The organism is Pseudomonas sp. 22490, assembly GCF_052044465.1.
In the GTDB taxonomy this organism is placed as follows: Bacteria; Pseudomonadota; Gammaproteobacteria; order Pseudomonadales; family Pseudomonadaceae; genus Pseudomonas; species Pseudomonas aeruginosa.
The window spans coordinates 1-25,899 of the sequence record NZ_JBQENS010000028.1 but is presented as its reverse complement, the minus strand read 5'-3'; the positions used below and the strand labels follow the sequence as shown (position 1 = coordinate 25,899).

Below are 25,899 nucleotides of genomic sequence, written 5' to 3'. Positions count from 1 at the left end.
CGATCCGGCTCAAGCTTCGGACACCTGCTGGGACCTGTTTTCCTGCTCCACCGCTTGTACGAAGAACTCCTCCACGACCAGTCGGGAAAAGGCCGTCGCCGACTTCAGGCGTACCTGCATGTTCTCCACTTTCTGCCGTACGGGCAGGCGGGCAATGCCGGAAAGCAGGATGCGTTGCTGGCGGTCGATTCGTCCGTGATCCACCGCCACTTCGCGCTGGCGCCCGCCATCCAGATAGCTGACCACCAGTGACACCAGCAGGTCGCAGGCATCCGGAAGATGTAGCCAGGCGGCAATGTTGTAGTCCGCGACCAGGCCCTCGTGGGCTGTCAGGGTCGGGCGTGCGGCATCCACCAGGTGTGCGGGGACGCTTCCGATCAGATGGTCTTTCATAAGCAGCAGTGTGTCCGTTTAAAAGGGCTTCGGACTCGTCGCTCTCGACTTCTCCCCAAGTCGATCCTGCCGATGCCTGGGCATACGGCCGGTTGAGTCGTCGTGTCGTGTGTGGCACGCGGATTATAGGGGTGGTCCTTTGCGTCAAACTGTGCGGTTCGACGGCGATCGTCGTGACTCTTCTCGCACTTTGTGCCTTGTAGGAAGTATCGGGGCTTCTTCTTCCCATATTCGTCTCCACTCGGTTTTGCAGAGGTGGATGGCTTCCAGTAAGGTCTCGCCATAGTGCCGCGCCGGGTTGCCCTGGTCCGGCCGAAGTTTTCCTGACTCGAGAGGTTCCTGACATGGGGAGTTGGCTACGCCCGCTGGGCGCTGCTGCGGTGTTGTTTCTCGCGGGCTGTTCGGCGGATTACGGAGTCGACCAGGACGGGCGTCCTGTCGCTGCGGAGCAGTTGGACGGGCATTGGCTGGTGGTCAATTACTGGGCTGACTGGTGCGCGCCCTGCCGGACCGAGATTCCGGAGATGAATCGCCTTGCGCAGGTGCTGGAAGGGCAGGGCGGGCGCGTCATTGGCGTGAATTTCGATGGCCTGCGCGATGCCGAGTTGAAGAAGTCGGCCGATGGCATGGGGATTCGCTTCACCGTGCTGGCCGATGATCCGGCGCCTCGCTTCAAGCTCCCTCGCAGCGAAGCGTTGCCCGTCACCTATATCGTCGATGCTCGGGGGGAAATGCGTCAGCGTCTGCTGGGCGAGCAGACGGCCGATGGCATATTGAAACAGCTCGAGGCTTTGCGGGAGGGACGCTGATGGCGAGGATCTGCTTGCATGCCTATGTCGGCGGCCGGGTACAGGGCGTCGGTTTCCGTCAGGCGACCCGGGAAGAGGCTGATCGCCTCGAACTCGACGGTTGGGTGCGAAACCTGGATGACGGGCGTGTCGAAGTCGTCTGGGAGGGCGAGGAGGACCGGGCGAAAGCCCTGGAGCGATGGCTGGGGCGGGGCCCGCGGCACGCGGAGGTCTCTGCGGTCGAGGTCGAGCAAATGCCGCTGCAGGGGATCGCTGGCTTCGTCGTCCGTCGCTGACGAGGCGAGTTCGCCGTCAGGGCGTCTCGCCAGGGTCCGCGGCCAGGCGACCGGCATCCCGGAGCAGGGCATGCATGAACTGCTGCTGCAGTTCGGGGTCGTTGCGCGTGAGCTCGATCAGGCTCTGTTCCAGTTCGCTGGCTTCTTCTTCCAGGCCCAGCTCCGCGAGGCGTTTCACCCGATGGACCCAGTGGTGGACGTCATCGCCTTCCAGGTCGTCATAGATCAGGGCGTGAGCTTCCAGGAGCTTGCCGCGCAGGCTGCGGCTGACGCGGAGGCTGGCATCGGCGCGGGTACCATCCTGTGGGTCGCTCACCGAAAGGTGTATCTGCGAGATGCGGCTGATGTCCTGTTCGGCGAAGGGGCTGTCGAGCAGGTTGAGGCGCAGCACGCCATGACGGTCGGTAAGCAGTTCGTTGAGTTCCTTGCCGGAACTGACCAGGACCGGACGCTCCGCCCAGGGCAGGCTGGAGTATTCCAGGCGCTTGTCGCGCTGTTTCTCGTCGATGCTCGCGAGATTCTGTTCGGCGCGACCGTTGGATTCCACGTTCATGAACGGATTCACCCCGGCCAGTCCGTAGTTGATCCAGCCGTGGGTGATGTTGTCCGGTACGCTGCCGAAGGTCACCACGTTGACGATGTTCGCTCCGACGCCGGCCACCAGCGCCACCGCGCCCAACGGGATCTCGTAGATCTCCCGCCAGGCCTGGTACGGCGTATAGCGGTCGTAACGGCGCGTCACCTCGAACTCGGTGACCTCGAAGGACTTCTGGTCGTTGATCCGGACCCGGCGCTGCGGCAGTTCGAGCACATCGGGCTGGCCGACATCGACTTGCAGGGTGTGTTCGAGCAGCTTCCGCTCGACGCGCTCCTCATGCTCGCTACGCTGCGGCAACTGGTTGGCGCAGCCGCTCAGCAGAAGGCCGCCGCACAGGGCGGCGGCGAATAGGCGCAGGGGTCTTCCGGTGGGCATCGTTACGCTCAGCGGCTGAGTTTTTCGGTGATGAACGACATCAGTTCGCCGATCGGCAGGTTCTGCGACTCGCTGTCGCGGCGGCCCTTGTATTCCAGGACGCCTTCGCTGAGGCCGCGGTCGCTGATCACGATGCGGTGGGGAATGCCGATCAGCTCCATGTCGGCGAACTTCACCCCGGGGCTGGTCTTCTTGTCGCGATCGTCCAGCAGCACTTCGAAACCGGCTGCGGTCAGCTCGGCATAGAGCTTGTCGGTCGCCTGCTTGACGCTCTCGGTTTCGTACTTCAGCGGTACCAGGGCGATCTGGAACGGCGCCAGTGCGCTTGGCCAGAGAATGCCGCGCTCGTCATGGTTCTGCTCGATGGCGGCGGCGACCACGCGGGATACGCCGATGCCGTAGCAGCCCATGATCAGGTTGACCGGCTTGCCCTGTTCGCTCAGGACGCTCAGCTTCATCGCTTCGCTGTACTTGGTGCCAAGCTGGAAGATATGACCGACCTCGATGCCGCGCTTGATCACCAGGGTGCCCTTGCCGTCCGGGCTGGGGTCGCCTTCGACGACATTGCGCAGGTCGGCGACCTCGGGCAGCGGCAGGTCGCGCTCCCAGTTCACGCCGAAGTAGTGCTTGTCCTCGATGTTGGCGCCAGCGGCGAAATCGCTCATCAGGGCGACGGAGCGGTCGACGATGCAGGCGATCGGCAGGTTGACCGGGCCCAGCGAGCCGGGGCCGGCGCCGATGGCGGCACGGATCTCGGCCTCCGAAGCGAATACCAGCGGGCTGGCGACCAGCGGCTGGTTGGCGGCCTTGATTTCGTTGAGCTCGTGATCACCGCGGACGATCAGGGCGACCAGGGTGCCTTCTTCGGCGCCATGCACCACCAGGGTCTTGATGGTTTTCTCGATCGGTAGCTGGAAGCCGTCCACCAGGGCCGCGATGGTCTTGGTGTTGGGCGTGTCGACCAGGCGCATGTCCTCGGTGGCGCTGCCGCGGGCGCTCTCGCGCGGCACGGCTTCGGCCTTCTCGATGTTCGCGGCGTAGTCGGAGCTGTCGCTGAAGACGATATCGTCCTCGCCGGAGTTGGCCAGCACGTGGAACTCATGGGAGCCGCTGCCGCCGATGGAGCCGTTGTCGGCTTGCACGGGACGGAAATCCAGGCCGAGGCGGGAGAAGATCTTGCTGTACGCCTGGTACATCCCGTCGTAGGTCTGCTGCAGCGAGTCCTGGCTCAGGTGGAAGGAATAGGCGTCCTTCATGATGAATTCGCGTCCGCGCATCAGGCCGAAGCGCGGGCGGATCTCATCGCGGAACTTGGTCTGGATCTGATAGAAGTTGATCGGCAGTTGCTTGTAGCTGTTCAGCTCGTTGCGCGCGAGGTCGGTGATCACTTCTTCGTGGGTCGGGCCTACGCAGAATTCGCGCTCGTGGCGGTCCTTCAGGCGCAGCAGCTCAGGGCCGTATTGCTCCCAGCGCCCCGACTCCTGCCACAGCTCGGCCGGCTGCACCGCCGGCATCAGCACTTCCAGGGCGCCGGCAGCGTTCATTTCCTCGCGGACGATGGTCTCGACCTTGCGCAGTACCCGCAGGCCCATTGGCAGCCAGGTGTAGAGACCCGAGGCCAGGCGACGGATCATGCCGGCGCGAAGCAGCAGTTGATGGCTGATTACCACCGCGTCGGCGGGGGTTTCTTTGAGCGTGGAAAGCAGATACTGACTGGTACGCATCTTTGGCCGTTATGTCGGTTGTATCGGGAGGAATGGCTGGGCATTGTACGGTGCCGGTCTGGCTGCGTACAGGGCGCCGGCCATCGATGATGAGGAGTCAGCAGGCAATGAACGCGGCGCAGGTACAGGCGTTGATCCGCATGGGGCTGCCCATGGCCGAGGACATCGATTTTCGTGTCGAGCGTCTCGATGAACGACATGCGCTGGCGCGCATACCTTTTCACGGCAAGCTGGTGCGTCCCGGTGGAACGCTGTCCGGCCCGACCATCATGGCGCTGGCCGACGCGGCGATGTACGCGGTCATTCTCGGGCGTCTCGGGGCGGTCGAGATGGCCGTGACCTCGAACCTGAACATCAACTTCCTCAGCAAGCCCAGGCCCGAGGACCTGTTGGCCGAGGCGAGCATCCTCAAGCTGGGGCGGCGCCAGGTCGTCTGCGAGGTCGGGGTGTTTTCGCAGAGTAATGAGGAAGACCTGGTGGCCCATGTCACCGGTACCTACGCCCTTCCTTTATAGGCGCGTTGCCGCCAAGAAGAAAAAACCCGGCGATGCCGGGTTTTTTCGTTGCCTGTCGGTCGATTACAGGATCGACAGCGGATAGTCGACGATCAGGCGGAACTCGTTCTGGTCGCCTTCGCCCTGGTCGGCGTTGGCACGGTGCCAGGCCTGGCGGATGCGGAACGACAGGTCCTTGGCCGGACCGGACTGGACCACGTACTTGGCTTCGAGGTTGGTTTCGTGGTGCTTGCCATCCTCGCCGTACAGGCCTGCATAGGAGGAGCTGGAATCGACCTTGGTACCGTCGATGTCCTTACCATTGATGTAACGCAGCATGAAGGTCAGGCCAGGAACGCCGTAGGAGGCCAGGTTCAGGTCGTAGCGGGCCTGCCAGGATTTCTCGCCAGGACCGTTGAAGTCGGAGTACTGGACGGAGTTGGCGAGGAAGATCGAGTCGCCGCCGGCGCCGGAACCGTTGCCGCCGAAGCCGATGTAGTCGAACGGCTCGTCGCCATGCACCTGCTGGTAGGCCAGGGTGAAGGTGTGGGCGTCCAGGGTATACGCGCCCGCCAGGGACCAGGTGGTGTTGCTGATGTCGCCAGCCTTGGACTTGCCTTCGTCGGTGGTGCGGTAGATGTTGAAGTCGAAGCCCAGCGATTGATCGGAGGCCAGCGGGATGGTGTAGTTGGTGTTCAGGTAGTACTGGCGATAGATGTCTTTCAGCTCTGCGCCATAGAGGGAGGCGCTGAGGTTGTCGGTGATCGCGTAGCGGCCGCCAGCGAAGTCGGCGCTCTTGGCTGTCTGGCCGGCGTAGGTGGCGTAGAGCTCACCGCGCGATTTGACGGTGGTCGGCTCCTTGCCCTCGGTGAAGTGGCCTGCCTCGAGGTCGAGCCCTTCGAATTCGCTGCTCTGCAGCTGGAAGCCGGTCGCGGTCTGCGGGAACAGGCGGCTGCCGCCAGCGGCGAAGACCGGGGCGGTCGGTTGCATCTCGCCCCACTTCAGCATGGTCTTGGAGATGCGCACCTTCACGGCGCCGCCGGCGCGGCTGTAGTCATCGCGCGGCTTGCCGTCGTTCATCACCGGCAGGTTGCCGGTGCCGGTCTTGTCGGAGGTGCCGTCGAGCTTCAGGCCCAGGTAGCCGAAGGCATCGACGCCGAAGCCCACGGTGCCTTGAGTGAAGCCGGATTCGTAGGTGGTGAGGAAGCCCTGGGTCCAATCGACGCGATCACCCCGACCTTCCTTGCCGTCACGGTTGAAATAGTAGTTGCGGAGCAGCAGGTTCAGGCTGCTGTCTTCGATGAACCCCTTCGCTTCGGCCTGATCGCTGACGAATGCGTCGGCCACGGCGAACTGAGTGCTACCTGCGGAAACCGCCAGTGCAATGGCGCTCCACTTCATCACTTTCATTGTGATTGCTCCTTTGGTTTTGAAATTATCTCTGCCATCACAGGGCCGCAGTGACGGCTAGTTCTTCTTGTCGGCGCTAACTTATAGCACGCAGTGTTTCTTGGCGATAGTTGAGGTTCCGAAGCGACGGATTCTTTACCGTGCTGTCGCAAAATTGCATGACGCATGTCGCATCTGCGTAGGTGCGCAGTTGAAAAAATGACGTATGTCGCGGGGTTGGTCACTCTTGTTGAGGTCGCTTCTCAAGTCGCTTTTTCCGATTGGCGGGGCCTTGTAATAAAAATGTCATGTTCCGTACGGCCCCTCTTACTGTGATGAAAGAGGTATAAGCAAACTCCGTGCACAAATTGGAAAATGGCTTCGCCTATGTATTCCAGTTGGTTTCTTCGAGAGCGAGGCTATTCTGTTTGAAAGCAAACGAATTATGCTTTGAAACCTGATTGTAATCCGTCTGCTTCAAGGGTTGGTTGCCATCGAGTTGTCTGTGGCGAATGCGTTTGTATCCACGGCATGTCTTATGTTCGGCGTCGCGCTGTATTCATTTGGCCGGCATCTTATGGGGCGTTCGGCTGGAGAGGCGCGCCAAGCTGGGGCGGGCGGATGTGTGGGCTTGCTTTGGCCGGGCGGCGAAGTATCCTGCGCGGCAGTTACGGCGGGGCCCTTCCCGGAGGGAGGGGCTAAGCTGTCCATGAACGACGGTCGAACAGGAGAGGTCAGTATGTTCGCTTTGGATCCCCGGCTGGAGCAGGACACCCTGTTGCTCGGCGACTTTCCCCTCAGCCGCCTGCTGCTGATGAACGATGCCCGCTATCCGTGGTTCATCCTGGTGCCGAGGCGGGAGGATGTCACCGAGCTGTTCCAGCTCGATGTCGATGACCGGCAGGCGCTGTGGCGCGAGGCCACGCTGCTGGCAGAGGTCCTCAAGGACACCTTCCGTGCGGACAAGATGAATGTCGCTAACCTGGGCAATGTGGTCAGCCAGCTTCACATGCACGTGATCGTCCGGCGACGTGGTGACGACGCCTGGCCCGGCCCTGTCTGGGGGCGCCATCCGGCTCGGCCTTATTCTTCCGAGCAGGTCGAGGCGATCCGCGGCAAGTTGCGGATGGTGCTGACCGACGGCTTTTGTTTTGCCGGGGAGGCCTAGATGGAGCTGGACGCGCGCATGGATGACCTGGAATGCCGCCAGGCTTTCCAGGATGACACTTTGCAGGCTCTCAACGATGTGGTGGTCGAGCAGCAGCGCAGCATCGAGCGACTGCAGCTTCAGGTCGCGGCATTGATCAAGCGTCTGGAAGACGTCCAGGGGCTGGTGGGCGAGGCGGGGGAAGACGAAGCGCCTCCTCCCCATTATTGAATGCACAAAAAACCCGCCGTTCGGCGGGTTTTCTGTTTTTCGCGGCGGTCAGCGGCGGGAGGCGATCACGTCTTCCGCCTGCAGGCCCTTGTCCCGTTGTACCACCGAGAACTCCACGCGCTGGCCTTCGATGAGGATGCGGTGGCCTTCGCCGCGAATCGCTCGGAAGTGGACGAAGATGTCCTCGCCCGAATCGCGGGAAATGAAGCCGAAACCTTTTGAGGTGTTGAACCACTTCACGGTACCGGTCTCCCGGTTGCCGCTGTCCTGGCTGCCGCCGAGGGCTGCCGGGGCGCTGGCGCTGCGCGAGACCGGTTTGCCGGGTTTCAGGCTGCCCGCCAGTTGCAGGGCCGTGGCCAGCACCAGGCTTAGCAGGGGCAGGACGATCGCCGGCTGGTCGGCGATGGTCGGCAGCGGCGCCAGCAGGATCAGTGCCTGCAGGACGACGCCCAGGACCAGCAGGGCGGCTGCGCCGGCCTGCAGCGGGCGGGTTGGATGTGACGATTGCAGTACGGGAGCGAAGAGCAGGTTGATCAGGCCCAGAATGGCCAGGTAGATGGCATCGGGATGTTGCAGGAAGGGTGTGGCTTCGGTTCTTAGGCTGGGAATGAAGGACAGCAATAGGGCGGCGACGCCCGTGACCAGAAGGACGATTTTCAACATGTCAATGAGTTCACCTTGATGGGGTAACGATCAAGTAGCCGGACAGCGCTTCGGTGCATGAAACGAAAGGTGCGGAAGGACGGCCGGCCTATGCGCGTGACGCACGGCGGCTATTTAACAGGAAAGCACGAGGCTACTCAAATCAAGCGGTTGGCGCCGGAGGGGGAGGGCGGGACCCTGAGGCGGGCCCCGCTTTCTATCGAGCGATCGACGATCAGCTGGCAAGAAGGCTGCGCAACATCCAGGCGGTCTTTTCATGCACCTGCATACGTTGAGTGAGCAGGTCGGCGGTGGGTTCGTCGCTGACCTTGTCCAGCAGCGGGAAGATGCTGCGGGCGGTGCGCACCACGGCTTCCTGACCCTGGACCAGTTGCCGGATCATCTCCTCGGCTTCCGGAACGCCTTCCTCCTCCTTGATGGACGAGAGGCGGGCGTAGGCGGCGTAGGTGCCGGGCGCCGGGAAGCCCAGGGCCCGGATGCGCTCGGCGATGTCGTCCACGGCAACGGCCAGTTCGGTGTACTGGCCTTCGAACATCAGGTGCAGCGTGTTGAACATCGGGCCGGTGACGTTCCAGTGGAAGTTGTGGGTTTTCAGGTAGAGGGTGTAGGTGTCGGCCAGTAGCCGCGACAGGCCCTCGGCAATGGCTGCGCGATCTTGTTCGCCGATTCCGATATTGATTTCCATGGCGTTCTCCTTTCAGTCGGCCTTGTGAATGGGGCACTCCGAAACAGTTGGAGTGAGGCTAACACAGGGTTTTTCCCAGCGCTCTTGGTCTATGTCAAAGGCGGCGATAGGGAGAATCTATTCCGACTGCCCGGTCAAGCGAATGGTTCGCAGGGGGAGGCGAAATGCTTCCGTTCAACGGCCTGGCTTCCCGCGTGACAGGCCGGCGGGGCTGGCTGCAAGCCATGGATTTTTCAGGCTATAATCCCCGCCTTCAATGCGAAGTGGGCCCGGATGCGGGTGCTTCGCCGTTGCCGTTCACCGGGCAGCGCGGGAGATGTCCTTCCGGGGGCGTACCGATGGTTCCGGTGCTCGGTCAGGGCCGGCGAGAGCCCGGCAATGGTCGCCAGGCAGCCGGCGGCTCCACAGAATCCAAGACTTACGAGAAGCGAACCACACCATGATGCGCAGCCACTATTGCGGCCAACTGAACGAGAGCCTGGACGGCCAGGAAGTCACCCTTTGCGGTTGGGTTCACCGCCGCCGCGACCATGGTGGAGTGATCTTCCTCGATGTGCGCGATCGCGAGGGGCTGGCCCAGGTGGTGTTCGATCCGGACCGTGCGGAAACCTTCGCCAAGGCCGACCGGGTGCGCAGCGAGTTCGTGGTGAAGATCACCGGCAAGGTGCGCCTGCGCCCTGAAGGCGCGCGCAACCCGAACATGGCGTCTGGCTCCATCGAGGTACTGGGCTACGAACTGGAAGTGCTGAACCAGGCCGAGACTCCGCCGTTCCCGTTGGATGAATACTCCGATGTGGGCGAGGAAACCCGCCTGCGCTACCGCTTCATCGACCTGCGTCGTCCGGAGATGGCCGCCAAGCTGAAGCTGCGCGCGCGCATCACCAGCAGCATTCGCCGCTACCTGGACGACAACGGCTTCCTCGACGTCGAGACCCCGATCCTCGGCCGGCCGACGCCGGAAGGCGCGCGCGACTACCTGGTGCCGAGCCGTACCTACCCGGGCCACTTCTTCGCCCTGCCGCAGTCGCCGCAGTTGTTCAAGCAACTGCTGATGGTCGCCGGCTTCGATCGCTACTACCAGATCGCCAAGTGCTTCCGTGACGAGGACCTGCGTGCCGACCGCCAGCCGGAATTCACCCAGATCGACATCGAGACCAGCTTCCTCGACGAGAGCGACATCATCGGCATCACCGAGAAGATGGTGCGCCAGCTGTTCAAGGAAGTGCTGGATGTCGAGTTCGACGAGTTCCCGCACATGCCGTTCGAAGAGGCCATGCGCCGCTACGGTTCGGACAAGCCCGACCTGCGCATCCCGCTGGAGTTGGTGGACGTCGCCGACCAGTTGAAGGAAGTGGAGTTCAAGGTCTTCTCCGGTCCGGCCAACGATCCGAAGGGGCGTGTCGCCGCCCTGCGTGTACCGGGCGCCGCCTCCATGCCGCGCAGCCAGATCGACGACTACACCAAGTTCGTCGGCATCTATGGTGCCAAGGGCCTGGCCTACATCAAGGTCAACGAGCGCGCCAAGGGCGTGGAAGGCCTGCAGTCGCCGATCGTGAAGTTCATCCCCGAGGCCAACCTGAACGTGATCCTCGATCGCGTTGGCGCGGTCGACGGCGACATCGTGTTCTTTGGCGCCGACAAGGCCAAGATCGTTTGCGATGCCCTGGGCGCGCTGCGTATCAAGGTCGGCCATGACCTCAAGCTGCTCACCCGGGAGTGGGCGCCCATGTGGGTCGTGGACTTCCCGATGTTCGAGGAGAACGACGACGGCTCGCTGTCCGCGCTGCACCACCCGTTCACCTCGCCCAAGTGCACCCCGGCTGAGCTTGAGGCCAATCCGGGCGCGGCACTTTCCCGCGCCTACGACATGGTGCTCAACGGTACCGAGCTGGGTGGCGGTTCCATCCGTATCCATGACAAGTCCATGCAGCAGGCGGTGTTCCGTGTGCTGGGCATCGACGAGGCGGAACAGGAAGAGAAATTCGGCTTCCTGCTCGACGCGCTCAAGTACGGTGCGCCGCCGCATGGCGGCCTGGCCTTCGGCCTGGATCGCCTGGTCATGCTGATGACCGGTGCATCGTCGATCCGCGAAGTGATCGCCTTCCCGAAGACCCAGAGCGCTGGCGACGTCATGACCCAGGCACCGGGTTCCGTGGACGGCAAGGCCCTGCGCGAGCTGCACATTCGCCTGCGCGAGCAGCCGAAGGCCGAGTGATTCGAATCAACCCGCGGAGGCGCCGCTTGCGGCGCCTCCTGCCGAGAGAGCAATACGGAGTGAGTTATGGCTGGTCATTCTAAATGGGCCAACATCAAGCACCGCAAAGAGCGGCAAGATGCCAAGAAAGGCAAGATCTTTACCAAGCTGATCCGTGAGCTGACCGTCGCTGCAAGGCAGGGCGGCGGCGTACCGGCGGACAACCCGCGTCTGCGCCTGGCCGTGGACAAGGCGCTGACCGCCAACATGACCCGCGATACCATCGACCGTGCCATTGCACGCGGCGTCGGCTCCAACGATGCCGACAACATGGTCGAGCTTTCCTATGAAGGCTATGCGCCGAGCGGCGTAGCGATCATCGTCGAGGCGATGACCGACAACCGCAACCGTACAGCTGCGGAAGTTCGTCATGCCTTCAGCAAGTGTGGCGGCAACCTGGGCACCGATGGTTCGGTCGCCTACATGTTCGAGCGCAAGGGACAGATCAGCTTCGCTCCCGGCGTGGACGAGGAAGCGCTGATGGACGCGGCCCTGGAGGCTGGCGCCGATGACGTGGTAGTCAACGATGATGGCTCCATCGACGTGTTCACCACCTTCGCCGACTTCATTTCGGTGAACGAGGCGCTGGCCGCCGCCGGATTCAAGGGCGACGAAGCCGAAGTCACCATGATCCCTTCGACCACCGCGACCCTAGACCTGGAAACCGCGCAGAAGGTGCTCAAGCTGATCGACATGCTCGAGGACCTGGACGACGTGCAGAACGTCTATTCCAATGCCGATATCCCGGACGACGTGATGGCGCAGCTCGGCTGAGCCGATCGGAGCGATAACGCGAAGCCGGAAGTGGGGTACGCTTGATGCGTTCGAACCCCGCTTCCGGCTTTTAGTATCCAGCTTATGACTTTGATTCTAGGGATTGACCCGGGCTCGCGCATCACCGGCTTCGGCGTGGTGCGGGAAACGGCGCGCGGTTGCGAATACGTGGCGTCCGGATGTATACGGACCGGTAATGGCCCCTTGCACGAGCGTCTACACGTGGTGTTTCGCAGCGTCCGCGAGGTGATCCGCACCCATGGCCCGACGGCCCTGAGCATCGAGCAGGTGTTCATGGCGCGCAACGCCGATTCGGCCCTGAAGCTGGGGCAGGCGCGGGGGGCGGCCATCGTCGCGGCAATGGAGGAGGGGTTGAGCGTGGCGGAGTACACCGCCTCGCAGGTCAAGCAGGCAGTCGTGGGGACCGGCGGTGCAGACAAGCAGCAGGTGCAGATGATGGTCATGCATCTGTTGAAGCTGACCCAGAAACCGCAGATAGATGCTTCCGACGCCCTGGCCATCGCCCTGTGTCATGCCCATACCCAACAGAGTCTGGTCCCCCATGGCCTGGTGGGCGCACGCCGACGTGGCGGGCGCCTGCGTCTTTGAATAAGGAAAGCTCTTCGTGATCGGACGCTTGCGTGGCACCCTGGCGGAGAAACAGCCGCCACACCTGATCCTCGATGTGAATGGCGTCGGCTATGAAGTGGAAGTGCCGATGACGACCCTCTATCGGTTGCCTTCGGTGGGCGAGCCGGTGACCTTGCATACCCATCTGGTTGTGCGTGAGGATGCGCACTTGCTCTATGGCTTCGCCGAAAAGCGCGAGCGAGAGCTGTTCCGTGAGCTGATCCGGCTCAACGGCGTGGGTCCGAAACTGGCCCTGGCGCTGATGTCGGGCCTGGAAGTGGACGAACTGGTGCGTTGCGTCCAGGCACAGGACACCTCCACCCTGGTGAAGATCCCCGGTGTTGGCAAGAAGACCGCCGAGCGCCTGCTGGTGGAGTTGAAGGACCGCTTCAAGGCTTGGGAAAACATGCCCACGATTGCACCGTTGGTGATGGAACCCCGTGCCAGCGCTACAGTCTCAAGCGCCGAGGCCGATGCAGTCAGCGCGCTGATCGCCCTCGGCTTCAAGCCACAGGAAGCCAGTCGTGCCGTCGCAGCCGTACCGGGAGAGGATTTGTCCAGCGAAGAAATGATCCGCCAGGCCCTGAAGGGCATGGTCTAGGTGGCGCCCGATGATCGAGCCTGATCGCCTCATATCCGCCGTTTCCGGTCGCGAACGCGATGAGCAGCTGGACCGCGCCATTCGCCCGCTGAAGCTGGCCGACTACATCGGCCAGCCCAGCGTGCGCGAGCAGATGGAGCTGTTCATCCATGCCGCGCGCGGCCGCCAGGAGGCGCTCGACCATACGCTGATCTTCGGTCCGCCGGGGCTGGGCAAGACGACCCTGGCGAATATCATCGCCCAGGAAATGGGCGTTTCCATCAAGAGTACTTCCGGGCCGGTGCTCGAGCGTCCCGGCGATCTCGCCGCATTGCTGACCAACCTGGAGGCCGGCGACGTCCTGTTCGTCGACGAGATCCACCGTCTTTCGCCCATCGTCGAAGAAGTGCTGTATCCGGCCATGGAAGATTTCCAGCTGGACATCATGATCGGCGAAGGGCCCGCGGCCCGCTCCATCAAGCTGGACCTGCCGCCGTTCACCCTGGTCGGCGCGACCACCCGTGCCGGCATGCTGACCAATCCACTGCGCGATCGCTTCGGTATCGTCCAGCGCCTGGAGTTCTACAACGTCGAGGACCTGGCGACCATCGTCAGTCGGTCGGCCGGCATTCTCGGCCTGGAGATCGAGCCGCAGGGCGCGGCGGAAATCGCCAAGCGCGCCCGCGGTACGCCGCGAATCGCCAATCGCCTGCTGCGCCGGGTACGCGACTTCGCCGAGGTCCGGGGGCAGGGCGACATTACCCGGGTGATCGCCGACAAGGCATTGAACCTGCTCGATGTCGACGAGCGTGGCTTCGACCACCTCGACCGTCGTCTGTTGCTGACCATGATCGACAAGTTCGATGGCGGGCCTGTAGGAATCGACAACTTGGCTGCGGCGTTGAGCGAGGAGCGGCACACGATCGAAGATGTACTGGAGCCCTATCTGATCCAGCAGGGCTACATCATGCGGACACCGCGGGGGCGCGTGGTAACACGCCATGCGTACCTGCACTTTGGCCTGAATATTCCGAAAAGGTTGGGGCCGGGGGTGACGACGGATCTGTTCACGTCTGAAGATGGTAATTAATTGCATTTGTGGGCGATTGCCGATTGGCAAAGCCGGGACTTGGTTCTAGAGTATGCGCGCGCAACACGGGGGAAAGCCGTTCCAGCAGCGTTTCCGGGTCTATTACGAGGACACGGATGCCGGCGGCATCGTCTATTACGTCAACTATCTCAAGTTCATGGAACGGGCTCGGACCGAGCGGCTGCGAGCTTTGGGGTTCGCCCAATCGCAACTGGTCGGCGACAATCTGCTGTTCGTCGTGCACTCCGCCGAGGCGCGTTACCACGCCCCGGCCAAGCTCGATGATGAACTGCTTGTCAGCGCCGAGGTCGAGGAGTTGAACCGGGCGAGCCTGAAGTTTCGTCAACAGGTTCGTCGAGCGTCGGACTCCGTCCTGCTCTGCGAGGGGCGGTTCCTGGTGGCGTGCGTGCGAGCGGACACCCTGAAGCCACGTGCTATCCCCGAAACGTTGCGTGCGGCTTTTGCCGGAAGCCCGGATTCTTTTTCAGCAGGAGATTAAAGTGGAACCGAACGTCGTCGACCATACCTCCATGTGGAGCCTGATCAGCAACGCCAGTATCGTGGTGCAGCTGGTCATGCTGACCCTCGTGGCCGCCTCGGTCACATCCTGGATCATGATTTTCCAGCGCGGTAACGCCATGCGCGCCGCCAAGAAGGCACTGGATGCTTTCGAAGAACGCTTCTGGTCGGGCATCGACCTGTCCAAGCTGTACCGCCAGGCCGGTAGCAATCCGGACCCGGACTCCGGCGTCGAGCAGATCTTCCGTGCCGGCTTCAAGGAGTTTTCCCGTCTGCGCCAGCAGCCCGGCGTCGATCCCGATGCGGTGATGGAGGGCGTGGCGCGCGCCATGCGTGTGGCCATCTCCCGTGAGGAGGAGAAACTCGAAGCCAGCCTGCCATTCCTGGCAACCGTCGGTTCCACCAGCCCGTACGTCGGCCTGTTCGGTACCGTCTGGGGTATCATGAACTCCTTCCGTGGCCTGGCCACCGTGCAGCAGGCAACCCTGGCCACCGTCGCCCCGGGTATCGCCGAAGCGCTGATCGCTACCGCCATCGGCCTGTTCGCCGCGATCCCGGCGGTCATCGCCTACAACCGCTTCTCCGCACGTTCTGAGATGCTGATCGGTCGTTACTACACCTTCGCCGACGAGTTCCAGGCCATCCTGCACCGCAAGGTGCACACCAGCGACGACTAAGACGACTGAGAGGTAAGCCGATATGGCAAGGGTTCGTCACAAGCGCAAGCCGGTCGCGGAAATGAACGTGGTGCCTTACATCGACGTGATGCTGGTACTGCTGGTGATTTTCATGGTGACCGCACCGATGCTTAACCAGGGGGTCAAGGTCGACCTGCCGAAGGTGTCCAGCGAGGCGTTGCCTCAGGACAACAACAAGCAGGTCCTGACCCTTTCGGTGAAGGCCGACGGTTCCTATTACTGGAACGTCGGCAGCGAAGTGGATACTGAAAAACAGACCGATAGTGCCGTGTCGTTGGAACAGATGACCGATGCAGTCACCAAGATCATGAGTGCCCGTCCGGACACCCAGGTATTCATCCGCGGCGACAAGGCGGTGAACTATGGTGCGGTGGTTGGCGCCATGGGTGCCTTGCAGCAGGCCGGTGTGCCCAACGTCGGGTTGATTACCGAGGCCCCCTGATCTTGAAGCAACAGTTCGAACGCTCGCCTTCCGAGAGTTATTTCTGGCCCGTCGTCCTGGCGGTGGTCCTGCACGTTCTGATCTTCGCCATGCTGTTCGTCAGCTGGGCGTTTGCTCCGGAGCTTCCTCCCTCCAAGCCGATCGTGCAGGCCACGCTCTACCAGCTCAAGTCGAAGAGCCAGGCGACGACACAGACCAACCAGAAGATCGCTGGCGAGGCGAAGAAGACCGCCTCCAAGCAATACGAAGTCGAGCAGCTCGAACAGAAGAAGCTCGAGCAGCAGAAACTCGAGCAACAAAAGCTGGAACAGCAGCAGGTCGCTGCTGCGAAAGCGGCGGAACAAAAGAAGGCTGACGAGGCTCGAAAGGCCGAGGCCCAGAAAGCCGCCGAGGCGAAAAAGGCCGATGAAGCCAAGAAAGCTGCCGAGGCCAAGGCCGCCGAACAGAAGAAGCAGGCTGACATAGCCAAGAAGCGCGCCGAGGACGAGGCCAAGAAAAAGGCCGCTGAGGACGCCAAGAAAAAGGCAGCCGAGGACGCGAAGAAGAAAGCGGCCGAGGAGGCCAAGAAGAAGGCTGCTGCGGAAGCGGCGAAGAAGAAAGCCGCCGTCGAGGCCGCCAAGAAAAAGGCCGCCGCCGCTGCCGCGGCAGCCCGCAAGGCTGCCGAGGACAAGAAGGCGCAGGCATTGGCCGAGTTGCTTTCGGATACGACCGAGCGCCAGCAGGCCCTGGCCGACGAGGTGGGCAGCGAGGTCACCGGCAGTCTCGACGACCTGATCGTCAACCTGGTGAGCCAGCAGTGGCGGCGTCCTCCATCGGCGCGTAATGGAATGAGCGTAGAAGTACTGATCGAAATGCTGCCGGACGGTACCATCACCAATGCCAGCGTCAGCCGTTCGAGTGGCGACAAGCCTTTCGACAGTTCGGCGGTGGCGGCGGTGCGCAACGTCGGCCGTATTCCCGAGATGCAGCAATTGCCGCGGGCTACCTTCGACAGCCTGTATCGTCAGCGCCGCATCATCTTTAAACCGGAGGATTTGAGTCTGTGAGTACCCTGATTCGCATTGCGCTGTTCGCCCTGGCCCTGGTGGCAGGTGCTGCGCAGGCTGCCGACCCGCTGGTGATCTCCAGCGGTAACGACCGTGCCATTCCCATCGCCGTGGTGCCGTTCGGCTTCCAGGGGGGCAACGTGTTGCCGGAAGACATGTCCAATATCATCGGCAACGACCTGCGCAACTCCGGCTACTTCGAGCCGCTGCCCCGGCAGAACATGATCAGCCAGCCGGCGCAGGCCAGCGAAGTGATCTTCCGTGACTGGAAGGCAGTTGGCGTCAACTACGTGATGGTCGGCAACATCGTGCCTGCCGGCGGACGCCTGCAGGTGCAGTACGCATTGTTCGATGTCGGCACCGAGCAGCAGGTCCTGACCGGCAGCGTGACCGGCAGCACCGATCAGCTCCGCGACATGTCGCACTACATCGCCGACCAGTCGTTCGAGAAGCTCACCGGTATCAAGGGCGCGTTCTCCACCAAGATGCTCTATGTCACCGCCGAGCGTTTCTCGGTCGACAACACCCGCTACACCTTGCAGCGCTCCGACTACGACGGCGCCCGCCCGGTGACCCTGCTGCAGTCGCGCGAGCCCATCGTGTCGCCGCGCTTCTCGCCCGATGGCCGCCGTATCGCCTATGTCTCCTTCGAACAGAAGCGCCCGCGTATCTTCATCCAGTACGTCGATACTGGCCGTCGTGAGCAGATCACCAATTTCGAGGGCCTGAATGGCGCTCCGGCATTCTCCCCTGACGGCAACCGCCTGGCCTTCGTCCTGTCGCGCGACGGCAACCCGGAAATCTACGTCATGGACCTTGGCAGCCGCGCCCTGCGCCGCCTGACCAACAACCTGGCGATCGATACCGAACCCTTCTGGGGCAAGGACGGCTCTACCCTGTACTTCACCTCGGACCGTGGCGGCAAGCCGCAGATCTACAAAATGAACGTGAACAGCGGTGCCGTGGACCGGGTAACCTTCATCGGCAACTACAACGCCAACCCGAAACTCTCGGCCGACGAGAAGACCCTGGTAATGGTCCACCGCCAGCAGGGCTACACCAACTTCCAGATCGCCGCCCAGGACCTCCAGCGCGGCAATCTGCGGGTGCTGTCGAACACCACTCTGGACGATTCGCCCACTGTTGCGCCCAATGGCACCATGCTAATCTACGCCACCCGCCAGCAGGACCGGGGCGTGCTGATGCTCGTATCCATCAACGGACGCGTACGGATACCTCTCCCTACCGCTCAGGGCGATGTGCGCGAGCCTTCCTGGTCCCCTTACCTGAACTGACGGTCGCCAACGGTTACAAACTTATACACTGGGGTTCATTAGGAGTTACATGATGGAAATGCTGAAATTCGGCAAATTTGCTGCGCTGGCTCTGGCCATGGCTGTGGCTGTGGGTTGCTCCTCCAAGGGCGGCGATGCTTCCGGTGAAGGTGCCAATGGCGGCGTCGATCCGAACGCAGGCTATGGCGCCAACAGCGGTGCCGTTGACGGCAGCCTGAGCGACGAAGCCGCTCTGCGTGCGATCACCACCTTCTACTTCGAGTACGACAGCTCCGACCTGAAGCCGGAAGCCATGCGCGCTCTGGACGTACACGCGAAAGACCTGAAAGGCAGCGGTCAGCGCGTAGTGCTGGAAGGCCACACCGACGAACGCGGCACCCGCGAGTACAACATGGCTCTGGGCGAGCGTCGTGCCAAGGCCGTTCAGCGCTACCTGGTGCTGCAGGGTGTTTCGCCGGCCCAGCTGGAACTGGTTTCCTATGGTAAAGAGCGTCCGGTCGCTACCGGCCACGACGAGCAGTCCTGGGCTCAGAACCGTCGCGTCGAGCTGAAGAAGTAAGAAGTCGTTATGCCCAAGCACCTGCGTGTCCTGACGTTCCTCGCGCTCAGCCTGCCATTAGCGGCCTGGGCGGAAGTTCCTGTGTATGACGGCGTTGCCGCCAACAATGGCGGCAACGTTCCTCCTTCCGGGTATGGCACGGCAGGTGCCGGCGGCGCCTTTGCCGGAGGTGGGGTGACAACCCCCACCTCCGTGCAGGGCGAACTGTTCATGCAGCTCCAGCAGATGCAGGACGAGTTGGCTCGCCTGCGTGGCACGCTCGAGGAGCAGCAGAACCAGATCCAGCAGCTCAAGCAGGAAAGCCTGGAACGCTACCAGGACCTCGACCGTCGGATTTCCGGTGGTGGCGCTCCCGCTGCACAGAATTCCGCACCCGCTGGCGCCATCAACGCCAATGGGGCGCCTGCGGCTCCCGCAGGCAACAACGCACCGGCGCCGAGCAGCGAGCCGGGCGACCCGGCGAAGGAGAAGCTCTACTACGATGCGGCCTTCGACCTGATAAAGAGCAAGGATTTCGACAAGGCGAGCCAGGCGTTCAATGCCTTCTTGCGCAAGTACCCGAACAGCCAGTACTCCGGCAACGCCCAGTACTGGCTCGGCGAGGTGAACCTGGCCAAGGGCGACCTGCAAGGTGCCGGCCAGGCCTTCGCGCGGGTCAGCCAGAGCTACCCCAGCAGCCAGAAGGTGCCCGACTCGCTGTACAAGCTGGCGGACGTCGAGCGTCGCCTGGGTAACAACGACAAGGCCAAGGGTATCCTCCAGCAGGTCATTTCCCAGTACCCAGGCACTTCGGCCGCTCAACTGGCGCAGCGCGATCTCAAGAACCTTCGCTGATCCCGTTCCCGATGAACAAACCCGCGCCTGTCGCGGGTTTTTTCGTTAGAATCGGCGCCCCCGTGAAGCTGCATGGTTTCAGCTCGGCTGATCTTCGTGCCTCTCCACGCGAGACCTTCCGGGATTTCGAGCGCCACGACAGGATACGTCCCGTGGCGTTCCTTCATTTACCGCAACGGAGGCGGACGACCTGTTCAGTCGTCACGCCCGTGGCTGAATATGCAACAGACCCTGCGCATCACCGAGATTTTCTACTCGTTGCAGGGGGAAACACGTACCGCCGGCTTGCCGACGGTCTTCGTGCGCCTGACCGGCTGCCCCTTGCGCTGTCACTATTGCGATACCGCCTATGCCTTCAGCGGCGGCGACGTCGTTAGCCTGGACGCCATTTTCGAGCGGGTTGCCGCCTACAAGCCCCGCTACATCTGCGTGACCGGCGGGGAGCCGCTGGCCCAGCCGAATTGCATCTCTCTGCTGGAACGGCTCTGCGACGCCGGCTACGAGGTTTCCCTGGAAACCAGCGGGGCTCTCGACGTGTCACGGGTCGACCCGCGCGTAAGCAAGGTTCTCGACCTCAAGACGCCGGGATCTGGCGAGGTCGGACGCAACCGATACGAAAATATCCCGTTGCTGACCGACAACGATCAGGTGAAGTTCGTCGTCTGTTCGCGAGAGGACTACGACTGGGCGGTATCCAAGCTGATCGAGTACCGCCTCGACCAGCGTGCCGGTGAAGTCCTGTTCTCGCCGAGCCACCATCAGGTCAGCGCGCGAGAACTGGCCGATTGGATCGTGGCCGACAACCTGCCGGTCCGCCTGCAATTGCAACTGCACAAGATTCTCTGGAACGACGAACCGGGCCATTGAGACGAGGAATTCATCATGAACCAGAAGAAAGCGGTCATCCTGCTCTCCGGCGGCCTCGACTCCGCCACCGTTGTCGCCATGGCCAAGGCCGACGGCTACGCCTGCTACACCATGAGTTTCGACTACGGCCAGCGCCATCGCGCCGAGCTGCAGGCCGCCGAGCGCGTGGCCCGGCAGTTGGGCGTGATCGAGCACAAGGTGATAGGGCTCGACCTCAATGGCATGGGCGGCTCGGCATTGACCGACGAGAGCATCGCGGTGCCCGAGTCGCCTAGCGAAGGTATACCGGTGACTTACGTGCCGGCGCGCAATACGGTGTTCCTCTCGCTCGCCCTGGGCTGGGCCGAGGTCCTGGATGCCCGTGACATCTTCATCGGTGTGAATGCGGTGGATTACTCTGGTTATCCGGATTGTCGCCCTGAATTCGTCGAGGCTTTCGAGCGCATGGCGAACCTGGCAACCAAGGCGGGCGTGGAAGGCAATGGCTTCCGCATCCAGGCGCCGCTGCAGTATCTGTCCAAGGCGCAGATCATCCAGGCGGGCGTGGCGCGTGGGGTGGATTACGGCCTGACGGTGTCCTGTTATCAAGCCGATGAGCAGGGACGTGCGTGCGGCAAATGCGATAGCTGCCGGCTGCGTGCGGATGGCTTCGCGGCGGCTGGTATTTCCGACCCGACGCCATATTTCTGAAAAAAATTCACGAGGGGTGTTGTTTTTACGTTAGAAATCAGTATTATACGCCTCGCGTTGGGTCGTTAGCTCAGTCGGTAGAGCAGTTGGCTTTTAACCAATTGGTCGTAGGTTCGAATCCTACACGACCCACCATTTTCGACGGGGCGAGTTGCATAGGTCTAGGAAGGGGTGTTACGCCGGTTCTTGTCTAGCAGCCGTCTGGGCCGAACATTAGGCCCGCATTGACGTGATGTCAATATGGAATAGCCCGCCTATTTAGGTGGGCTTTTCTGTTTCTAAGGCCCTGAAGCCATGGGATTGGCCCTGAGCTGGCCGCTCATACCTATCTGTAGGCGTAGCAAAGCACCTCCGACGTAATCTGCGATTACAGAGGGTCATGCGGTGATAGCCGCGAGAATTCAGGGCTCTGCGAGTGCGCCGGCGTTGATGTGCAGAGGCCCTCGCTTATTTCAGATTTTCCCTACCGGCCTACCGATCGGCCAACGGGGGGCTTGCTTTCTTTCCGACAACGGTACCCCATCTAGGAGCGCAGTTGCCCTCGGTTGTCGTCAGGCTTGCCTGTCGCAACAGGTGTTGGGCCAGCAGCGCGAACAGCAAGTCCTGTTCGGAGTTGTCCGCTGGTGGGGGTACCGCGTCGGCTCTTCTTTGAGTACAGAAGGGTGGTGAGTTGTAAGCCTGAATCTCCTGATCAGACCCCGTACTCGTCACTTCTGCTGTGGGTACCTGTGTCGACGGACTGCTTCCTCTCTGAGTTGGGCGTGGCAGCGCCGGCCTTGAATGAGCCGCCTTCTGCGGCGATCCACTGTAATCGACCTTTCGGGTCTGTGCCACGGCGCCCTGAGCTAGGCTTCGCTCGTTAAGCACTGCCCGAATCTGATCGTGATCCGTCTCGATATAGCTCATTGTTGTTTGGATGTTGGAGTGGTTGAGTAGATCCTTGGCGACATGGATATTGCGCTCATGCTGCTTCATCAAGTCGGAAGCCAGGGTGTGCCTGAATCGATGGGGCGTCATTCGTACCCCGGTCTTCTCGGTCAACTTTCTGTACATCGCCTCGACTTGGTCGGCATTCATTTCCTTGCGTGCATAGTGGCGTGAGAAACGATTCACATTGAATAGCTGGTCGTGGTGGCTCATGCCTACCTGCTCGGCTTCCTGGAGTAGCCGCCGTATATGGGGGGCTATCCCATCGGTGATGGGGACGGAAAACTCTCGGTGGGTTTTCTCTGTCTCAGCCCGGATCAGGATCATTTTTCTTTTCCAGTCCACATCGCACTTACGAATGCACAGCAGCGCATTCAGACGGATGCCGGTTTCGTAGAATGTCTCGAATACGCACCGCCAGAACCAAACCGGAGTGATTCGTGCGCGTTCCCCCGTGCAGTGCTCGGAGCTATCTAGCACTTTCAGCCAGGAGCGAGCGCTTTGTATGGCATCGAGTGCTACTGTCTTGCTCGGCCGCTTTGGCGGCGTCACTCCGGTTTTCTTGAAAGGATTGATTTGGCTGTGGGTCAGCAGTTCGTACTCAATGGCATATCCCCAAACGGTGCGCAGGTGGCTCGAGTAAGTGTTCCAACTGCGTTTGGATAGCCCCTGCTCCAATACCTTTCGTCTCCATTCCAATACACTCCGATGAGTGATTTCCTGCACGGTGACTGTGCTGCCGAAGTGCTTCATGAGCGCTCTGGTTGCTGCTCGATAGGTCTTCTGGCTGGCCTCTCTGAGGTCGTGTGCGAAGAGATATTCCTCGGTCAATTGAAGTGGGGTCATTCCACACCCCCTTCGGCATCGGTGATGACCGTGAGGCTTGGGTTGTCCAGAGGCTGCACAGGGAACAGCAGTTTGGGATCCTGGAGCAGGTATGCCTTGAGCTCTTTCGTCTTGCGAGGACCAGAAACCTTGATGGTCCAGATGTTCAGGTTCTTATTGGTCTTTCGGTGAAGACCCTGTTTCTCGAACGCGCGTTGCACCAGCTTCCAGCCGGTCGTCTCCTTGGCCTGGGCCAGCTTTTCGAGCTCTGGATGCTCATGGACATAACGCTTGAAGATTCCTGGTGTGACCAGCATGGCGGTCCCGTCGACGGTATGTATCAAGGCTTTGGTGTCGTTGATGAACAGGCGACGGGCCGCGATGCCAGCTTTCATCCAGCCAACGAATCCCTGTCCCAGATCAGTGCTTCTGCTAGGCATAAATACGTCTTCAACTGTTTCAGGAGTGCGGATTCCACACCATCCGGCCACCCAGTCCACGCTCATCTGGCCAGGCATTCCACGGCCATCTGGCCACCTGTTCCACGGCCATCCGGCCGGGCAGTCGGAGCGCAGCGACGCAGGGGTGGCATTGTTAGTCTGAGGTGCCCGGCGTCGTCAATTTCTGCGTCCGTTTGCGCATTGATTCACCCTTCAGATTGATCCGATAAGCGTTGTGCACCAGGCGGTCGAGGATGGCGTCGGCCAGGGTCGGGTCGCCGATCAGCTCGTGCCAGTTGTCCACCGGCATCTGGCTGGTGACGATGGTCGAGCGCTGGCCGTAGCGGTCGTCCAGTAGCTCCAGCATGTCGCGCCGCTGTTCGGCGGTGAACGGGGCCAGGCCCCAGTCGTCGAGGATCAGCAGGTCGGTCTTGGCGTAGCTGCTCATCAGCTTGGCGAAGCGGCCGTCGCCATGGGCCAGACCCAGTTCTTCCAGCAAACGTGGCAGGCGCAGGTAGCGCACGCTGTAGCCCTCCCGGCAGGCCTGGTGGGCCAGGGCACAGGCCAGCCAGGTTTTACCGACACCGGTGGGGCCGCCGATGATCAGGTTGAGGCCGTCGCGCAGCCACTGGCCACTGCTCAGTTGCAGGATCAGCGCCTTATCCAGTCCGCGCGGGCTGCGGTAGTCGATGTCTTCGAGGCAGGCGTTGTGCTTGAGCCGGGCCTGGCGCAGGCGGCTGCTCAGGCGCTTGTCATCGCGTTCGGTCAGCTCGCGGTCGACCAGCAGGCCGAGGCGTTCTTCGAAGCTCAGGCTGTCGATGTCCGGGGTTTTCAGTTGTTCATTCAGCGCCTTGAGCATGCCGTGCAGGCGCAGGGTTTGCAGCTTGTCCAGGGTCGGATGGGGCAGCATGGTGGGATTCCTTGGGGTCAGTGGTAGTAGGCGGATCCGCGCAGGTTGGCGTGGTCGTCCGGCAGCAGCGGCAGGTTGGTTTGAGCTAGCGGCAGGTTTTCCAGCCCCTGGCGCAGGATCGATTCGAGGCTCTTGTAGCTGCACGTGCCGAGGCTGATGGCGCGACGGCAGGCCAACTCCAGACGCGCCTCACCGTGGGTTTTACCCAGGCGCAGGATGCCCAGGCAGGCCCGGTAGCCCTGCTGCGGATGGATGCGCCGTTCGAGGATGTGCCGGATCACGCCGGCGGTGTTCGGCCCGGTCTGCTCGGCCCAGCGGATCAGCCGTTGCGGCGTCCACTCGGCATGCTCGCGATGGCTCTTGGGCATGTGCTCGGCCTGCGTGCTGTGCCTGCCCTTGTGCATTGAGCGCAGGTGGCTGGCCACTCGCTGGTTGGCGTGGAAAAACTCGACGGTGCGCGCCGTCAGGCGCACCTCCAGCTGCTTCTTCACCAGTTGATACGGCACCGAGTAGTAATGCCCATCGACCTCGACGTGGTAGTCGATGTGCACCCGCGCCTTCTTCCACTCGGCGTAGACGTAGGGTTGCTCCGGCAGGGGGCGCAGCGCCGGACGATCCAGGCTGTCGAAGGCCGACTGCCGGGAGCCCGGCAGCTTCTTGAACGGGCGTTGGTTGAGCCGCTCCAGCAGCCCGGCGATGGCCGTGTTGAGTTCATCCAGGGAGAAGAACTGCCGATTCCTCAGTGCGGCGAGGATCCAACGCTCGACCACCTGCACGCCGACTTCGGCCTTGGCCTTGTCGCGCGGTTTGCGTGCCCGCGCCGGCACCACCGCCACGCCATAGTGCTCGGCCAGATCGCGGTAGCTGGGGTTGATGTCCGGCTCGTAGCGGTGACTCTTGCTCACCGCGCTGCGCAGGTTGTCCGGCACCACGATCTCCGGCACGCCGCCGAGGAAGGCGAAGCAGCGGGCATGGGAGCCTAGCCAGTCCGGCAGCTGCTGCGACCAGGTGGCTTCGGCGAAGGTGTAGCTGGACGCGCCGAGCACCGCGACGAACACCTGCGCCTGGCGGATCTCGCCGCTGTGGCGATCGATAACCGGCACCGTCTGGCCGGCATAGTCGACGAACAGCTTCTCGCCGACGCGGTGCTCCTGACGCATCACCACGTCCAACTTGCCCTGCCAGGCTCGGTAGTGCTCACAGAACCAGCTGTACTGAAAGCCCTGAGGCTGGCTCAGGCGGTACTCCTGCCAGAGCAGCGCCAGGGTCACCCCGGGGCGGCGCAGTTCGGCATGCACCCATGCCCAATCGGGTAAAGGCCGCTTCTCACTGGCAACCGCCGGGGCCGGCGGGAACAGTTGCTGCTCCAACTCGGCATCGGACAACGAACAGGGCCAACTGAGACCGCTGGCGGCAAAACGATTGAGGTAGTCGCCGACGGTGACACGACCGACCTGCACGCTGACCGCAATCTGGCGAGCCGATAGTCCGACCTCGAACTTGAGACGTAGTACTTCGCGAATCTTACGCATGGATAAACGCTCCACGACGACCTCTCTGCTTCGAAAAAGAGGTCGATGGTAGTGAAGAAATCCTGCGTTACTGCCTGCCCGGTTGAGTGGCCGGATGGCCGTGGAATCAGTGGCCGGATGCGCGTGGAATGGGTGGCCGGATCACCGTGGAATCGGTGGTCAGATGCTCATGGAATGGGTGGCCAGATGACCGTGGAATCCGCA

At 62.1% G+C, this 25,899-nt stretch carries 28 protein-coding genes, 1 tRNA gene and 1 pseudogene; 20 read left to right on the top strand and 10 right to left on the bottom strand.

From position 1 onward, the window contains the following. Positions 1-9 precede the first annotated feature (9 nt). The gene (locus tag ACTJJX_RS25975) at positions 10-393 is read right to left on the bottom strand and encodes a hypothetical protein (RefSeq protein ID WP_003109947.1); all 384 of its coding nucleotides are present in this window, start codon (positions 391-393) and stop codon (positions 10-12) included. A gap of 344 nt (positions 394-737) precedes the next feature. On the opposite strand from ACTJJX_RS25975, the gene ACTJJX_RS25970 reads away from it, so the two are divergent. Both ACTJJX_RS25970 and ACTJJX_RS25965 read left to right on the top strand, forming a co-directional pair. After that, a complete protein-coding gene (locus ACTJJX_RS25970) occupies positions 738-1,202 on the top strand; it encodes a TlpA disulfide reductase family protein (RefSeq protein WP_003102387.1) in 465 nt (154 codons plus the stop codon). Further along, complete coding sequence (locus ACTJJX_RS25965; protein WP_003102385.1) at positions 1,202-1,477, top strand: acylphosphatase; 276 nt, start codon at positions 1,202-1,204, stop codon at positions 1,475-1,477. The genes ACTJJX_RS25970 and ACTJJX_RS25965 overlap by 1 nt, the downstream gene beginning before the upstream one ends. Before the next feature lie 16 nt (positions 1,478-1,493). Here the strand turns inward: ACTJJX_RS25965 and ACTJJX_RS25960 are convergent, their stop codons facing one another. Beyond that, positions 1,494-2,450 carry a hypothetical protein gene (locus ACTJJX_RS25960; RefSeq protein ID WP_003102379.1) on the bottom strand — a complete coding sequence of 319 codons (957 nt, stop codon included), beginning with the start codon at positions 2,448-2,450 and terminating at the stop codon, positions 1,494-1,496. 8 nt (positions 2,451-2,458) lie between these two features. After that, positions 2,459-4,174 (bottom strand): proline--tRNA ligase, encoded by a 1,716-nt coding sequence (locus ACTJJX_RS25955; RefSeq protein WP_003102377.1) that lies wholly within the window; start codon positions 4,172-4,174, stop codon positions 2,459-2,461. A 107-nt stretch (positions 4,175-4,281) separates the two neighbouring features. Between ACTJJX_RS25955 and ACTJJX_RS25950 the strand changes: the two genes are divergently transcribed. Beyond that, complete coding sequence (locus ACTJJX_RS25950) at positions 4,282-4,689, top strand: PaaI family thioesterase (RefSeq protein WP_003086091.1); 408 nt, start codon at positions 4,282-4,284, stop codon at positions 4,687-4,689. 63 nt (positions 4,690-4,752) lie between these two features. Here the strand turns inward: ACTJJX_RS25950 and ACTJJX_RS25945 are convergent, their stop codons facing one another. Next, a complete protein-coding gene (locus tag ACTJJX_RS25945) occupies positions 4,753-6,078 on the bottom strand; it encodes an OprD family porin (RefSeq protein WP_003107743.1) in 1,326 nt (441 codons plus the stop codon). Between the two features lie 718 nt (positions 6,079-6,796). Between ACTJJX_RS25945 and ACTJJX_RS25940 the strand changes: the two genes are divergently transcribed. Together ACTJJX_RS25940 and ACTJJX_RS25935 are read left to right on the top strand one after the other, a co-directional pair. Beyond that, positions 6,797-7,225, top strand: coding sequence for an HIT family protein (locus tag ACTJJX_RS25940; RefSeq protein WP_016851910.1), 429 nt, complete (start codon positions 6,797-6,799; stop codon positions 7,223-7,225). After that, positions 7,226-7,435, top strand: coding sequence for a SlyX family protein (locus tag ACTJJX_RS25935; RefSeq protein WP_003086099.1), 210 nt, complete (start codon positions 7,226-7,228; stop codon positions 7,433-7,435). 48 nt (positions 7,436-7,483) lie between these two features. On the opposite strand, the gene ACTJJX_RS25930 is transcribed toward ACTJJX_RS25935, so the two are convergent. Both ACTJJX_RS25930 and ACTJJX_RS25925 read right to left on the bottom strand, forming a co-directional pair. Beyond that, entirely contained in the window at positions 7,484-8,098 is a 615-nt protein-coding gene (locus ACTJJX_RS25930) for a cold-shock protein (protein ID WP_003106665.1), read from the bottom strand. A 214-nt stretch (positions 8,099-8,312) separates the two neighbouring features. Beyond that, positions 8,313-8,783 (bottom strand): Dps family protein, encoded by a 471-nt coding sequence (locus ACTJJX_RS25925; RefSeq protein WP_003086103.1) that lies wholly within the window; start codon positions 8,781-8,783, stop codon positions 8,313-8,315. A gap of 439 nt (positions 8,784-9,222) precedes the next feature. On the opposite strand from ACTJJX_RS25925, the gene aspS reads away from it, so the two are divergent. The 15 genes from aspS to ACTJJX_RS25850 all read left to right on the top strand — a co-directional run bounded on the left by aspS (position 9,223) and on the right by ACTJJX_RS25850 (position 21,196). Further along, positions 9,223-10,998: an aspartate--tRNA ligase gene (gene aspS, locus ACTJJX_RS25920; RefSeq protein ID WP_003123218.1), complete on the top strand. Its 1,776-nt coding sequence runs from the start codon at positions 9,223-9,225 to the stop codon at positions 10,996-10,998. Positions 10,999-11,064: 66 nt separating this feature from the next. Continuing rightward, a complete protein-coding gene (locus tag ACTJJX_RS25915) occupies positions 11,065-11,811 on the top strand; it encodes a YebC/PmpR family DNA-binding transcriptional regulator (RefSeq protein WP_003086107.1) in 747 nt (248 codons plus the stop codon). 84 nt (positions 11,812-11,895) lie between these two features. Further along, positions 11,896-12,420, top strand: coding sequence for a crossover junction endodeoxyribonuclease RuvC (ruvC, locus tag ACTJJX_RS25910; RefSeq protein WP_003112575.1), 525 nt, complete (start codon positions 11,896-11,898; stop codon positions 12,418-12,420). Between the two features lie 16 nt (positions 12,421-12,436). After that, complete coding sequence (gene ruvA / locus ACTJJX_RS25905; protein ID WP_003086122.1) at positions 12,437-13,042, top strand: Holliday junction branch migration protein RuvA; 606 nt, start codon at positions 12,437-12,439, stop codon at positions 13,040-13,042. Positions 13,043-13,052: 10 nt separating this feature from the next. Beyond that, entirely contained in the window at positions 13,053-14,111 is a 1,059-nt protein-coding gene (ruvB, locus tag ACTJJX_RS25900; RefSeq protein ID WP_003086123.1) for a Holliday junction branch migration DNA helicase RuvB, read from the top strand. Between the two features lie 52 nt (positions 14,112-14,163). Next, on the top strand, positions 14,164-14,610 hold the full coding sequence (gene ybgC / locus ACTJJX_RS25895) for a tol-pal system-associated acyl-CoA thioesterase (protein ID WP_003086124.1): 447 nt from the start codon (positions 14,164-14,166) through the stop codon (positions 14,608-14,610). A 1-nt stretch (position 14,611) separates the two neighbouring features. Further along, the gene (tolQ, locus tag ACTJJX_RS25890) at positions 14,612-15,307 is read left to right on the top strand and encodes a protein TolQ (protein ID WP_003086125.1); all 696 of its coding nucleotides are present in this window, start codon (positions 14,612-14,614) and stop codon (positions 15,305-15,307) included. A gap of 22 nt (positions 15,308-15,329) precedes the next feature. Beyond that, positions 15,330-15,770, top strand: a complete 441-nt coding sequence (gene tolR / locus ACTJJX_RS25885) for a protein TolR (protein ID WP_003086126.1) — start codon at positions 15,330-15,332, stop codon at positions 15,768-15,770. Positions 15,771-15,772: 2 nt separating this feature from the next. After that, a complete protein-coding gene (tolA, locus tag ACTJJX_RS25880; RefSeq protein ID WP_003117096.1) occupies positions 15,773-16,816 on the top strand; it encodes a cell envelope integrity protein TolA in 1,044 nt (347 codons plus the stop codon). After that, positions 16,813-18,111, top strand: a complete 1,299-nt coding sequence (tolB, locus tag ACTJJX_RS25875) for a Tol-Pal system beta propeller repeat protein TolB (protein ID WP_003086128.1) — start codon at positions 16,813-16,815, stop codon at positions 18,109-18,111. Before tolA ends, tolB begins: the two co-directional genes overlap by 4 nt. Positions 18,112-18,163: 52 nt before the next feature. After that, positions 18,164-18,670, top strand: a complete 507-nt coding sequence (pal, locus tag ACTJJX_RS25870) for a peptidoglycan-associated lipoprotein Pal (protein ID WP_003111417.1) — start codon at positions 18,164-18,166, stop codon at positions 18,668-18,670. 9 nt (positions 18,671-18,679) lie between these two features. Continuing rightward, positions 18,680-19,504 (top strand): tol-pal system protein YbgF, encoded by an 825-nt coding sequence (gene ybgF / locus ACTJJX_RS25865; protein ID WP_003120698.1) that lies wholly within the window; start codon positions 18,680-18,682, stop codon positions 19,502-19,504. Between the two features lie 219 nt (positions 19,505-19,723). Beyond that, positions 19,724-20,371: a 7-carboxy-7-deazaguanine synthase QueE gene (queE, locus tag ACTJJX_RS25860; RefSeq protein ID WP_003112571.1), complete on the top strand. Its 648-nt coding sequence runs from the start codon at positions 19,724-19,726 to the stop codon at positions 20,369-20,371. Between the two features lie 15 nt (positions 20,372-20,386). Beyond that, positions 20,387-21,061, top strand: coding sequence for a 7-cyano-7-deazaguanine synthase QueC (gene queC / locus ACTJJX_RS25855; protein ID WP_003111415.1), 675 nt, complete (start codon positions 20,387-20,389; stop codon positions 21,059-21,061). Positions 21,062-21,120: 59 nt separating this feature from the next. Next, positions 21,121-21,196 (top strand) — tRNA-Lys (locus tag ACTJJX_RS25850). Between the two features lie 336 nt (positions 21,197-21,532). On the opposite strand, the gene ACTJJX_RS25845 is transcribed toward ACTJJX_RS25850, so the two are convergent. From ACTJJX_RS25845 to istA, 4 genes and pseudogenes are all read right to left on the bottom strand, one after another. Continuing rightward, a complete protein-coding gene (locus ACTJJX_RS25845) occupies positions 21,533-22,834 on the bottom strand; it encodes a site-specific integrase (RefSeq protein WP_003454526.1) in 1,302 nt (433 codons plus the stop codon). Continuing rightward, positions 22,831-23,277 (bottom strand): annotated as a pseudogene (locus ACTJJX_RS25840) (conjugal transfer nickase/helicase domain-containing protein); the annotation flags it as partial. The gene ACTJJX_RS25845 and the pseudogene ACTJJX_RS25840, both read right to left, overlap by 4 nt. Positions 23,278-23,407: 130 nt before the next feature. Continuing rightward, the gene (istB, locus tag ACTJJX_RS25835) at positions 23,408-24,163 is read right to left on the bottom strand and encodes an IS21-like element ISPpu7 family helper ATPase IstB (RefSeq protein WP_045107743.1); all 756 of its coding nucleotides are present in this window, start codon (positions 24,161-24,163) and stop codon (positions 23,408-23,410) included. 17 nt (positions 24,164-24,180) lie between these two features. Then, entirely contained in the window at positions 24,181-25,695 is a 1,515-nt protein-coding gene (istA, locus tag ACTJJX_RS25830) for an IS21 family transposase (RefSeq protein ID WP_146537839.1), read from the bottom strand. Between the last annotated feature and the right edge of the window lie 204 nt (positions 25,696-25,899).